10 protein-coding genes are annotated in these 13,098 nt (G+C 59.4%); 9 read left to right on the forward strand and 1 reads right to left on the reverse strand.

Annotated elements, in window-relative coordinates; translation table 11 throughout:
• Positions 1 to 49 precede the first annotated feature (49 nt).
• From AM586_RS04875 to AM586_RS29250, 9 genes are all read left to right on the forward strand, one after another.
• Complete coding sequence (locus tag AM586_RS04875; RefSeq protein ID WP_156328276.1) at positions 50 to 391, forward strand: hypothetical protein; 342 nt, start codon at positions 50 to 52, stop codon at positions 389 to 391.
• A gap of 74 nt (positions 392 to 465) precedes the next feature.
• Positions 466 to 1,773 (forward strand): TolC family protein, encoded by a 1,308-nt coding sequence (locus tag AM586_RS04880; protein WP_082439652.1) that lies wholly within the window; start codon positions 466 to 468, stop codon positions 1,771 to 1,773.
• Positions 1,774 to 1,798: 25 nt separating this feature from the next.
• Positions 1,799 to 3,358, forward strand: a complete 1,560-nt coding sequence (locus tag AM586_RS04885; RefSeq protein WP_047826638.1) for an efflux RND transporter periplasmic adaptor subunit — start codon at positions 1,799 to 1,801, stop codon at positions 3,356 to 3,358.
• Positions 3,355 to 6,531, forward strand: a complete 3,177-nt coding sequence (locus tag AM586_RS04890) for an efflux RND transporter permease subunit (RefSeq protein WP_047826637.1) — start codon at positions 3,355 to 3,357, stop codon at positions 6,529 to 6,531. The genes AM586_RS04885 and AM586_RS04890 overlap by 4 nt, the downstream gene beginning before the upstream one ends.
• A 125-nt stretch (positions 6,532 to 6,656) precedes the next feature.
• Positions 6,657 to 6,914: a hypothetical protein gene (locus AM586_RS04895; RefSeq protein WP_156328275.1), complete on the forward strand. Its 258-nt coding sequence runs from the start codon at positions 6,657 to 6,659 to the stop codon at positions 6,912 to 6,914.
• An 89-nt stretch (positions 6,915 to 7,003) separates the two neighbouring features.
• Positions 7,004 to 7,453, forward strand: a complete 450-nt coding sequence (locus tag AM586_RS04900; protein WP_047826635.1) for a copper-binding protein — start codon at positions 7,004 to 7,006, stop codon at positions 7,451 to 7,453.
• Between the two features lie 765 nt (positions 7,454 to 8,218).
• A complete protein-coding gene (locus AM586_RS04905) occupies positions 8,219 to 9,304 on the forward strand; it encodes an AAA family ATPase (RefSeq protein WP_082439653.1) in 1,086 nt (361 codons plus the stop codon).
• 6 nt (positions 9,305 to 9,310) lie between these two features.
• The gene (locus AM586_RS04910; protein WP_047826634.1) at positions 9,311 to 11,527 is read left to right on the forward strand and encodes a S8 family peptidase; all 2,217 of its coding nucleotides are present in this window, start codon (positions 9,311 to 9,313) and stop codon (positions 11,525 to 11,527) included.
• Positions 11,528 to 11,721: 194 nt separating this feature from the next.
• Positions 11,722 to 12,264 carry a hypothetical protein gene (locus AM586_RS29250; RefSeq protein ID WP_052234474.1) on the forward strand — a complete coding sequence of 181 codons (543 nt, stop codon included), beginning with the start codon at positions 11,722 to 11,724 and terminating at the stop codon, positions 12,262 to 12,264.
• A 403-nt stretch (positions 12,265 to 12,667) separates the two neighbouring features.
• Here the strand turns inward: AM586_RS29250 and AM586_RS28015 are convergent, their stop codons facing one another.
• Positions 12,668 to 13,090 carry a hypothetical protein gene (locus AM586_RS28015; RefSeq protein WP_162600504.1) on the reverse strand — a complete coding sequence of 141 codons (423 nt, stop codon included), beginning with the start codon at positions 13,088 to 13,090 and terminating at the stop codon, positions 12,668 to 12,670.
• Positions 13,091 to 13,098 lie beyond the last annotated feature (8 nt).

Below are 13,098 nucleotides of genomic sequence, written 5' to 3' on the forward strand. Positions count from 1 at the left end.
CACATCCCGACTGTTAGCCGCAACAATATTGCTGTTTAGCATATTGTTCATGCAGCTTGCCGTCTCGGCATATGCGTGCCCGGCATTCAACCTGGGGCATGACGACCAGCTGACCTCGTCCATGCAGGCGAAGCCAGCTGACATGAGCTCATGTCACGACGTGGATATGGAACAGCCCAGTCTGTGCCATGCGTCCCACCAGACAGACAAGCAATCGCTCGACAAGCCTGCGACGCCCCCCCTGTCGCCTTTCGTGGCCGTCGGATACGGGCTTCCGATAAGCCTTATCACATTGACCTACCAGCGGCCTCTCGGCTCGCCTATTCCCGCCTTCCTCACCTATGCGACGGCACCGCCTATAGCCATTCGCAACTGCTGTTTCCGCATTTGATTTTCCAGTTTGCTTGATTCCTCATCGCTGCGCCTTTGCGCGAGCGGTGTTACTCAATGCATTCTGGAGGTTCAATGTTGTCCCCAAGTTTCATTGCGCCACGCTTGGCGCATCATTCGGCTGCCCGGTCTTTCCGCGCAATCTTGCTTGTTGTCGTGGTTGCCATTGGCAACCGTGCGTTTGCCGCCGAAACGCCATTGACGCTGGCTGGCGCTCAACAGCTCGCTGTCGAGCGATCGCGAATGGTAGCGGCAAAAGACTACGCAGCCCAATCGTCACGGGAGATGTCAGTCGCTGCCGGTCAGCTCCCCGATCCGGTTTTGAAGGTCGGTATCGATAACCTGCCGATCAATGGGCAAGATCGCTTCAGCCTGACGCGAGATTTCATGACAATGCGACGCATCGGCGTGATGCAAGAGCTGACGCGCTCTGACAAACGTCGCCTGCGTGCCGAACGCTTTGAACGCGAAGCGGAAAAATCCATTGCGGAGAAAGCGGCTACGGCCGCGACAGTCGAACGCGAAACCGCCCTCGCCTGGCTGGACCGTTACTACGCCGAAGCCATGTCGACCGCAATAGCCGAACAGATAGATCAGGCGAAGCTGGAAATCCAGGCGGCCGAGTCCGCGTATCGGGCCGGCCGCGGCAGCCAGGCTGACATCTTCAGTTCGCGCAGCGCACTCGCGGCTTTGGAAGACAAGGCCAGCGATATCGACCGCCGCATCGGGAACGCCAAGATCGCACTGGCGCGCTGGATCGGTGACGCAGCGCAGCAGCCGTTGGGCGCCAAGCCGGCGGTCGATACCATCCGCCTCGACGAAGCCACACTCGACACCCAGCTTAACCACCACCCGGAGCTTGCCGTGCTCGCAAGGCAGGAAGACATCGCAGTCGCAGAAGCCCAACTTGCAAAAGCCAACAAGAAAGCGGACTGGAGCGTTGAGGTCGCAGTGCAACAACGCGGCCCAGGGTATTCGGACATGGTGTCGGTTGGCCTGTCGGTGCCGCTGCAGTGGGACCAGAAAAACCGCCAGGACCGCGAACTGTCTTCCAAGCTGGCTCAAGTCGAACAGGCGAGGGCCGAGCGCGAAGATATGCTGCGTGCCCATGTCGCCGAAGTGCGTGCCATGTTAAACGAGTGGCATACGGACAGACAGCGACAAACCCGGTTTGAGAAAGAACTGACTCCTCTGGCCAACTCGAGAACAACCGCGATCGCTGCCGCCTACCGGGGCGGAAAAGCCACGCTGGCGGACGTCATCGCCGCCCGGCGCAGTGAAATCGACGTGCGCCTGCAGGCATTACAACTCGAGCAGGAAACCGACCGCCTGTGGGCGCAACTGAATTTTCTCTTTCCGCAAAACGGCGGCTACGGCCACTGAAAAGTCGGGCGAACAAGGATTTTAAATGAATGCAAAAAAAGCAACAATTGCCCTGCTGGTGGCTGCTGCACTGGGCGCCGGCGGGTATGGTGTGTACAAGCTCGGCATGCATCGAGGGATGGGGATGTCGACCGTTCCACAAACGGCGTCCTCCACCCACGGAACAGGTGTGAATCAATCCAGCGGACGCAAGGTACTTTACTGGCACGACCCGATGGTCCCGGGCCAGAAATTCGACAAGCCGGGCAAATCACCGTTCATGGACATGGAACTGGTGCCCGTGTATGCGGATGAGGCTGGCGACGAGGGCAAGATCAGCATCAGTCCTCGCGTCGAACAAAACCTGGGCGTGCGTACCGCCGAAGTCACGAAAGCCAGGTTTGCCGCCAACGTGGAAGCTGTCGGCAACGTCGCGTACAACGAGCGTGACGTTGCCGTGGTGCAAGCACGTAGCAACGGCTACGTCGAGCGGCTATTCGTGCGTGCACCGCTCGACCCGGTAAAAAAAGGCCAGCCGCTGGCTGCACTGTATGTGCCCGACTGGGTAGCGGCGCAGGAGGAATACCTCACCGCAAGGAAAATGAACGGTCCCGGGACGGACGGACTGGCGGAAGGGGCGCGACAGCGCATGCGCCTGGCGGGCATGACGGATGCGCAAATCCGTGGCGTCGAGTCCAGCGGCAAGGTGCAGCCCCGCTTGACCGTCAGCTCGCCTATCAATGGCGTGGTCGGAGAACTCACAGTCCGTGAAGGGATGACGATCGCATCGGGCGCGCCTATGTTCCGGATCAATGGGCTCAGCACGGTCTGGGTCAACGCCGAGCTACCTGAAGCCGCGTCGGCCGAGGTACGCCCAGGCACACGGGTGGAAGCCCGTGCACCTGCCCTGCCCGGCACGGTATTGAAGGGCAAGGTCAGCGCGATCCTGCCTGAAGTCGAGGCGGCAACGCGCACATTGAAAGCGCGTGTCGAACTGGCCAATCCCGGACAGCGACTGGTACCGGGCATGTTTGCGACCGTGAACTTTACGCCCGCGGCGAGCGCGGAGACCTTGACGGTGCCGACGGAAGCAGTGATCCAGACCGGTACGCGCAGTGTCGTGATGCTTGAACAAGGCCAGGGCAAATTCATGCCCGTCGATGTCCAGATCGGCCGCGAGAGCAATGGACAGACCGAAATCCTCAAAGGTCTCGACGTCGGGCAAAAAGTTGTTGTCTCAGGCCAGTTCCTGATCGATTCCGAAGCCAGCCTGCGAGGCACCACGAACCGGCTGAGCGGTCCGGCGCCGGCGGGCGGCGCCAAGCAAACCTCGGGGCCGACGACGCATCATGCCCATGGCAAGGTGGAGAATATCAACAAGGATGAAATCACGTTTTCGCACGATCCGATCCCGAGCATGCAGTGGCCGGCAATGACAATGGGCTTCAAGGTCCCGGCAGGAGGTGTGCCGAAAGATCTGGCGGTCGGCGACACGGTGAACTTCGAATTCCAGCAGACCAAGGACGGAGCGTTCCAGATCACCAGCATTTCCCCTGCCGGCCCGGCGATGCAGGGCATGAGTGGAATGGGAGACACCAGGAAATGATCGCCAAACTCATTCGCTGGTCGATCCTCAATCGCTTCCTGGTGCTGCTTGCGACAGTCGGCATCACGGCCTGGGGCATCTACGCGCTGCAGCGTACGCCTCTGGACGCATTGCCCGACTTGTCCGACGTGCAGGTCATCATCCGCACGTCCTATCCTGGCCAGGCGCCGCAAATCGTCGAGAACCAGGTCACCTATCCGCTGACGACGACGATGCTGTCGGTACCCGGCGCGAAAACGGTGCGCGGCTATTCATTCTTTGGCGATTCCTTCGTCTATATCCTGTTCGAGGACGGCACCGACCCTTACTGGGCACGCTCGCGCGTCTTGGAATATTTGAACCAGGTCCAGTCGCGCCTGCCACCACAGGCAAAGACCGCGCTCGGGCCGGACGCCAGTGGCGTTGGCTGGGTGTACGAGTATGCCCTGGTCGACCGCAGCGGCAGGATGGACCTGTCGCAGCTGCGCGCCTTCCAGGACTGGTTCCTCAAGTACGAACTCAAGACGGTGCCCAATGTGTCGGAAGTCGCGAGCCTTGGCGGCATGGTTCGTCAATACCAGATTGTCCTCGATCCTGACAAGCTGCGAGCCTACAACATCCCGCATAACGTGATCATCGATGCCGTACAAAAGGCAAACCAGGAGGCCGGCGGTTCGGTGCTCGAGTTGGGCGAAGCTGAATACATGGTCCGTGCAAGCGGTTATCTGCAATCGCTCGACGACTTCCGCAAGATTCCACTGATGACCTCCCAGGCTGGTGTTCCCGTGCTGCTGGGTGACGTCGCGCGAATCCAGCTGGGGCCGGAAATGCGGCGCGGCATCTCTGAGCTGAATGGCGAAGGCGAAGTGGCCGGTGGCGTCATCGTCATGCGCTCAGGGAAGAATGCACTGGAGACCATCGATGCGGTGAAAGCCAAGCTGACGTCGCTCAAGTCGAGCTTGCCCGCAGGGGTCGAGATCGTCCCGACCTATGACCGCTCGAATCTCATCCAACGGGCTGTCGACAACCTGCGGGATAAGCTGGTCGAGGAATTCATCGTTGTTGCGGTGGTGTGCGCAATCTTCCTGTTCCATCTGCGGTCCGCGCTGGTCGCGATTGTGACATTGCCGATCGGGATTCTGATCGCTTTCATCGTCATGCATTACCAGGGGGTGAATGCGAACATCATGTCGCTCGGCGGTATCGCGATCGCGGTGGGCGCCATGGTGGACGCCGCCGTCGTCATGATCGAGAACGCGCACAAGCATATCGAGGCGTGGAATCACACGCATCCCGGCGCAAGACTCGAGGGAGAAGCGCGCTGGCGGGTCATTGGGGACGCCGCCGCCGAAGTCGGTCCGGCACTGTTCTTTTCGCTGTTGATCATCGTGCTGTCGTTCATTCCGGTGTTCACGCTGGAAGCGCAGGAAGGACGGCTGTTCTCGCCGCTTGCCTTCACCAAGACCTATTCCATGGCAGCGGCCGCGGGGCTGGCCGTGACTTTGATCCCGGTGCTGATGGGTTACCTGATCCGCGGGCGGATTCCCGATGAACAGAAGAATCCACTGAATCGCTTCCTGATCGTCCTGTACCGGCCGTTACTCGATGGCGTGCTGCGCTTTCCCAAGTCGACCCTGGCCGCTGCCGCCGTGATTGCCCTCATCACCGTTTGGCCGATGACCCGGCTCGGCGGAGAATTCATGCCGCCTCTCGACGAAGGCGACCTTCTGTACATGCCCTCGGCGCTACCGGGGCTGTCGGCGGGCAAGGTGTCGCAGCTGCTTCAGCAGACGGACCGCCTGATCAAGACGGTCCCGGAAGTGCAAAGCGTCTTCGGCAAGGCTGGACGGGCCGAGACGGCGACCGATCCTGCTCCACTCGAGATGTTCGAAACCACGATCCAGTTCAAGCCAAGGGATCAATGGCGGCCGGGGATGACCACGGATAAGCTGGTGGAAGAACTGGACCGCGTGGTCAAGGTGCCTGGGCTTTCCAACATCTGGGTGCCACCTATCCGGAACCGCATCGACATGCTGGCCACCGGTATCAAGAGTCCGGTCGGCGTCAAGGTGGCCGGTACCAGCCTGCAGGAGATCGACCGCGTTGCCGGAGAGATTGAACGGATCGTCAAGACAGTGCCAGGCGTGTCTTCGGCACTCGCCGAACGTCTCAACGGTGGACGTTATGTCGACGTCAATATCAACCGTGACCAGGCGGCGCGCTACGGCTTGAATATCGCCGATGTGCAGAGCGTCGTATCGGCGGCAATTGGGGGCGACAACATCGGCGAGACCGTCGAGGGCCTGCAGCGATTCCCGATCAATGTCCGCTATCCGCGCGAGATCAGGGACTCAGTCGAAAACCTCCGTCAATTGCCGGTCCTGACGCCGCGCGGCGCACAGATTCGCTTGGGAGATGTAGCGGCGATCCGCATCAATGACGGCCCGCCCATGCTCAGGAGCGAAAATGCACGCCTGTCCGGCTGGGTGTACGTCGACATCCGGGGGCGCGACATGAGCTCGGTGGTGCGGGACATGCAGCAGGCTGTCGCCAGGCAGGTCAAGCTGCAGCCGGGCTACTCGATTTCCTGGTCCGGTCAGTTCGAATACCTGGAACGCGCCAGCGCGAAGCTCAAGCTTGTCGTACCGGCGACGCTCCTGGTGATCTTTGTCCTGCTCTACCTGACATTCAAGCGCTTTGACGAAGCCATCCTGATCATGGCCACCTTGCCGTTCGCACTGGCTGGCGGCATCTGGCTGCTCTGGATACTCGGACATCACCTGTCTGTCGCCAGCGCGGTCGGCTTCATTGCCCTTGCCGGCGTCGCGGCCGAGTTCGGGGTGATCATGCTGCTCTACCTGAAGCAGGCCTGGGAGGCTCGCGTCACTGTCGGAAAGTCATCCGAGGCCGATTTGTTGGACGCCATTCGGGAAGGGGCGGTACAGCGCGTCCGGCCAAAGGCCATGACCGTGGCGGTGATCATTGCAGGCCTTGTTCCCATCATGATCGCGTCCGGCACCGGCTCGGAAATCATGCAACGTATTGCTGCGCCCATGGTTGGCGGCATGTTGTCCGCGCCGTTGTTGTCCATGTTTGTGGTTCCGGTTGTCTACCTGTTGATGCGCCGTCGTCAGTTAAGAAAGGAGAATTTGCGGAAACCTGTACACCAAGAGGCCAACTATGAAACTACATGAGTTGCCACTGCACGGTGGCTCAAGGGTCCGGCTCTTTTGGCCGGGCCGGAGCGTAGACGGCTTATAACATGCCGCAGGAAGGTTTGGCCGAGTTCGCTTTTTTGCAGTCGTTAAAGGAGTCAATCATGAAAAAATTTCTTTTCACCTTACTCAGCGTAGCGTCATTCGCTACCGCTTTGCCGGCGTTCGCAGGTCCTGATTGGCAAATCATCGAGCATGGACGCAAGGTCAAGGCGGAGCGCATGCGACAGGAACAGGCTCAGCGCGCCCAGGAGGAGCAGCAGAGAAACGTGCAACATCCGGATAACCAAGCCGAAAAGGAACGGATGATGAAGGCGTGCATGGAAATGATGAACAAGTCACAGCAGCAGAGTGATCATTAATGAACCCGTAACGGCTAACTTAGCCACAACGACTTGGCGTCCCGTCGTGGACTCAAGACTTTACTTTTATTCACTTGAGGAGAACTCTCATGAAACGTTTTGCCCAACTGGCCTTTATTTCTGCAGTGACCATTTCGGGAACCGCCTTCGGTCAGACAGGCGATATGAAGGGTATGGAAATGAAAAAGGGTTGCATGGACATGAAGGAGATGAAAGGCATGGACATGAACAATATGAAAGGCATGAATATGGAGGGATGTAAGGATATGATGAAGGAGAACACTGCCGACAGCAAAGTCCAGGGTACCTCCAAGGAAGACACAGTACACAAGACGTCAGCCGTGGTGAAATCGGTAGACCCGACCAATGGCAAGGTGACACTCGCCCATGACCAGGTAAAGTCCCTGAATTGGCCGGCAATGACAATGACTTTCGGCGTCAAGGACAAGTCTTTGCTCGACAAGCTCGCAGTCGGAAAGAAAGTGGACGTTGAGTTCACGCAGCAAGGATCGAACTACGTCGTTTCAGCAGTTAAATAAGCGGAATACGGGTCTTCAGCTCGGGTTCTATTCGTCAGCACAGTGACAATCCGGGTAGCCGCGACGGTAGATCCGCCATCGCCGCTGTGCTGATTCTAATTGCTCGCGAGTTTTAGCTAATAACGCCCCGGAACGCGTAGCGTGTCGTTATTTACAGTTTCTGAAACGCTTCCTTCAATCTGTCGAGAAGTCACACGTTTTCTTCACCGGGCTGCGGTCGCGCACCCCGGTGTCGTGTCGTGGGCGAACTAACTGCCGAGGGAGGCCGGATCGAGCGTGAACTCGTTGATACCCCGAAAGCTCGCAGTCACGACGTCGATATCAAAACCCAACCTAACACGCAGGACAGTTTGCGACGTATTCCGCCGAGTGTCGGACTCGTTTGCCTGTCTTGGCTTGAGGTCAGAGGAAGGTTCTATTCGTCCGCTACCCCACGGCGATCAGCTGAACTGGGCGTCGAACTCCTTGGACGCGATCCTTGGTCCTCTTTGGTCCAGGCCTTGGGCGATAACCCGACAAATCACCGAAGGTCCTGCCCATACTCAACGCCCTGCATTGCTAAAGCCGCTCTTCGCATCAACGGTGCGGCCGAGAGGACATTATTCCCATAATGTCTGGAAAATACGGGCGCAGTGTAAGCGCATCGTTTGGCCTGTACTGCGCCAAGTCCTCAGCAATAAGAGTGGCTCAAGTGGTAAAGTTCTGTTAAAATCAACCATACAGAATTTACCAGTAACGCTATCTTATTGTTTCAAAAGGATTGTAGTGGAAAGCTTCCCGCGAAAAGAACTCGTTAATATTGTGCAGTCCGGCATGACCGGCTCGCGTAGCGCCTTCGCGCTCGCCGTCGGCCGGTTCGCGACCAAGCTGAAACAGACAGACCTAGCCCTGGCGCAGGAAATTGCACAGTTTCTCTCGTCCGAGAACGTCATGCGCGGCGCAGGCGACTTCGTGCCGGCACCTGTCGACGCGGACTCGCGCATGGAGCTGGTCGAGACCGTCTATCCGGTCGTCGTGCCGAAAAGACCGGTCTTCAACGGTACCGTGCAGGACGTGCTCGACGATGTACTCAAGGAATGGCGCAGCCTCGACGTGCTCATCCAGGAAGGACTCGCTCCGGCGCGCATGCTGCTGTTTTGTGGCCAGCCTGGCGTCGGCAAGACCCTGGCCGCGTACTGGCTCGCCCAGGAACTCAAACTTCCCCTGCTTACCCTTAATCTTGCAACCGTCATGAGCAGCTTCCTGGGCAAGACCGGGAACAATGTGCGCGCAGTGTTCGATCACGCCATGTCCAGGCCGTGTGTCCTGCTGCTCGATGAATTCGACGCCATTGCCAAGCGCCGCGACGACGACAGTGATGTGGGCGAATTGAAACGACTGGTCAACGTCTTGCTGCAGGCGCTGGACGACTGGCCGGCCAACGCCCTGCTGATCGCTGCCACTAACCATGGAGAATTGCTCGATCCCGCCGTCTGGCGCCGGTTCGACCACGTCATCCAGTTCGAGCCGCCCTCCGCTGAGCTTATCGAAACCTACCTTGCAGACCTGGCCATGGAAGAGAAGGTTCGTAAGAACTTGGCTGCGCTGCTACACGGGGAATCGTTCAGCGGTATCGGCCAGATCGTGAACGCTTCGCGCAAGACCGCGCTGCTGGAGAAAGCCGAGCTCGTGCCCACACTGGTCAAGAACGCCGTTAGGTTGCGAATAAGTAAAGGAGATATGGCCAAGCCCCATGAGGGCGAGATGTTGCTCATGTACCTGGCCGGTCACTCGCGCAGGGAAATTGCCACAAGCCTGGGCAAGACCCATCCAACAGTCAGCAGTGTCATCAAACGTTACCTCGGGGAGTAATCAGGAATGGCGGCAACGAACATCATCTTGGGCTATGGCGAAACACTGACGCATCCGTTCAAGCTCGATCGCGGTTCGGGTAACAAGAAATACCCGTATCACATCGCAGAGCAGCGAGAGTCGCTCGGCAAGCAGCTCGGAAGGCTCATGGAGGCGCAGCAGTCCCAACCGGCCATCGTCAAGCCGCGCGGCGAGTCCGTTGCCAAGTTCACCCTCCACCCTGCCTTCCTGGCCAAGACGCATCACCCGAACGGCCTACTAAAGGCGAGCGGCCTGCGCTGCGTCGGCAGCCGGTCGGCCTATGTCGTGCCGCGCAAGGTCGCCAGCACCCGCCAGAAGAGCGGTCAGTCGCTCTTCACGGCTGCGCTGTACGTGGCGGGCCCGGATGAAGCCTTCCGACGCCTGACCGACATGCTGTTTTCGACCAAGATCGCACAAACGCACCAGAAGGCGTTTTGCCGCTTTGAACTGATGCAGCCATTTGCAGCCTCCGACAAGAATTTCGTTGACGAGGCTACCCTAAACCAGCCAACACTTGAGGTTGTGCTCCATGCGTCGGCACAGGATGGCGACATCGTCAAGGCGTTTGCCCGCTACGCCGAATCGCTCGGCGGAGTGGCTGACATCGCGCGTGCGTTAAATGTCTCTGGCCTGACCTTTGTGCCGGTGCGCCTGCCGGCGGCGAAAGCGCATGGCTTGTCCGCCTTCCAGTTCGTCCGCGCCGTGCGGGTGATGCCATCGCTACGCATCGGCGGCAGGGAGATGCGCGCCTCGAGCATCGCTGCGCCTGCCTTGCCTGCCTTGCCGGCGATCGACACTTCGCTCAAGGTGGCAGTATTTGACGGCGGGATCGGTCACTCCGACCTGAGTTCCTGGGTTCAGGAGACGGTGATGCCGGGTGCAGAGTCGACATCCGCAGCCTACCTGCATCACGGGAATGGCGTGACCAGTTCAGTCCTGTTCGGGCCGCTCGATGAGGCGGCGGAGACCTTCCCGCGCCCTTACGCGAATGTGCACCACTACCGCTGCATCAGTCCTGCGTTGGCGACGCCCGACGGGATTCCCGACGCAGACCTGTACGACGTCCTTAAACATATCGATAGCGTCCTCAAAAGCGAGCAACCGGAGTTCGTCAACTTGAGCATCGGGCCGTACATGCCTATGAACGATGACGAAGTCCACCCCTGGACTGCCTTGATCGACAGTCACCTGGCCTCGGGGAAGACCCTCGCCGCTGTCGCGGTAGGCAATGACGGCGAAAAGGCATGGCCCGAATCGCGCGTCCAACCCCCTTCCGACATGGTCAACGCCCTGGCGGTGGGCGCGTGCGACGTCACCGAATTAGGCTGGGACCGCTCCCCGTACAGCTCGCACGGGCCAGGACGGAGCCCGGGCATGGTCAAGCCGGACGGTGTCGGCTTCGGAGGATCGGAAAAGCAGCCGTTTGTCGTCTACAACGCGCTCACGGGGCAATACGCCCACACGAGCGGCACGAGCTTCAGCTCGCCCGCGACCCTGCGCACTGCCATTGGCGTGAAGGTGTCCCTCAATTCGCCACTCAGCCTCCTCGCGGTACGGGCGTTGATGTCGCACCACGCGACGCGACCTAAAACCATGCTGATGAGCCATGTTGGGCACGGCCGCTTCCCTCAGAGTGTCGATGAGGTCCTGACCTGCGACGACAACGAAGTACGGGTGATCTACCAGGGCACCTTGCAGGCGGGGCAAAACCTCCGCGCCCTGATTCCCTTCCCGACCCTGCCCCTGAATGGCAGCGTGACGCTACGCGCCACGCTGTGCTTCGCGAGCCACACCGACCCCGAACATGCGGTGAACTACACCCGCGCCGGCTTGACGGTGATGCTGCGGCCGAAAAAATCGCAGAAAAAGACGACCACGTTCTTCTCCTCGTCGAAAATGTACACGAGCGAGCTCGAAGCGCGCATGGACGACCAGAAGTGGGAAACGACGCTCAAGCACGAGCAGCGCTTCAACGCCGACACCCTAGACGACCCCTTGTTCGATATCACTTACGGCGCCCGCGAAGACGGACAAAGCGTCGATAACGAAACACTGCCACCGCTCCCCTACGCCATGGTGGTGACGATTTCGGCCGAAGACACACCAGGCGTCTATAACAATATCAGGCAACGCTACCAGACGCTCCAGCCCGTCGAGGTACGTCAGGAGGTCCGGATCCAGAGCGGCACCGGTCGACCGTGACACGCAAAGGCCTTTGGCAGGGCAATGCATCCGCAACGCTGACAAAGGCCTAGCCGCGCAGCAGGCTTTCCTCGCCCTCGGCGAGCCGCCTGTGGCCAAGGTGTCAGTGCCGATTTCGGTGACGAACTCGTAGAGCGAGGCAATGCTCGGCGCCGTGCTAAATTCTACTGCGCAGTGCACACAGGCCATGCTCGATGGCGACAGACCGCGCCCTGACCATGCCTGATTTACCTATCTCCCTGGAGCACGAACGCGAGGTCGCTCCGATAGAAGCGCTGCACGTGCCTCATGAACTCGATGGCTCACGTGGAACGAACCGCGAGTGGAACGTGCCGCGACAAATCGCAGCCAACACAGACGTCGAGGCTGTGCGCGCATGGCTGGCGAACTTCGTCGGTACCAAGACGACATTCGACGCCTATCGAAAGGAGGCCGAGCGCCTGCTGGTGTGGTCGATATGGGAAGCCGGCAAGCCACTTTCCTCGCTGACCCACGAGGATTGGCTGGTCTACCAGCGCTTCCTGGCATCACCCGGGCCTCGCGAGAAGTGGGTGGCGGACAAGGGGCGCAAGCACCCCCGCAGCGACAACCGCTGGCGGCCCTTTGCTGGCCCACTCTCTACCGCAAGCCAACGACAGGCGGGCGTGATCCTCAATTCGACGTTCGCCTGGCTTGTCAACGCAGGCTACCTTGCTGGCAATCCGCTGTCGCTCTCGCGCCATCGCAAGCCTCGCTAGGCCCCGCGCATTGAGCGCTATCTTGACGAGGACCTGTGGCTACAGGTCAAGACCACAATCGATGCCCTGCCCCGCGAGACCCCGCGTGAACGCGAGCACTATTTCCGCCTGCGCTGGCTCATCACGCTGTGTTACGTCTGCGGCCTGCATATCTCAGAGGTTGCGAAAACAGCATGGGCAATTTCTTTTGCCGGCGCGACCAGGGCGGCACGGAACGCTGGTGGCTCGAGATCCTCGGAAAGGGGAGCAAGGTGCGGATCGTGCCGGCCACGAACGAACTCATGGTAGAGCTTGGCCGTTACCTGCGCGAATTGAGCTACCCGCCTATGCCGGTCCCGGGAGAGTCGACGCCCCTGTTGCTACACATTGGCGGCAACCCAAAGGCCCTCGTCGCTCCACATAGTCATGCCACATATGTCCCTTTTAGATTGCGCGCGGCTTTTATCACGTCATTGGTCCGGTCCAGTGCATCTTTCGGGGCCACAGACACGGCCTCGCTATCTGTTTCTTTCGTGATCCAGCCATTTGGAAAGTGGAACCACGTTGCGATTGACCAGGTATCCGCGCATTCGCCATACGCCTTCAGGATATTCCTGACGACCGGCAAAGGTTGAAACATCGGGTCGAATTGATAACGAGGATAATATTCTTCTCCATTATACAAGACACTGAAGATCCGCCCATGGCGCTTCCAAGCACTCGCTGGAAATGACTTTTTCCGTGGGGGCCTAATTTGTAGCTTGTTGATCTCTTCTGCTGTCAGCCATTCACCATCATCGAACACCTTTTTGACTGTAGCCATCTGATCAATCCGATCTTCAAGCATGATGCCGT

The organism is Massilia sp. WG5 (assembly GCF_001412595.2).
In the GTDB taxonomy this organism is placed as follows: Bacteria; Pseudomonadota; Gammaproteobacteria; order Burkholderiales; family Burkholderiaceae_D; genus Telluria.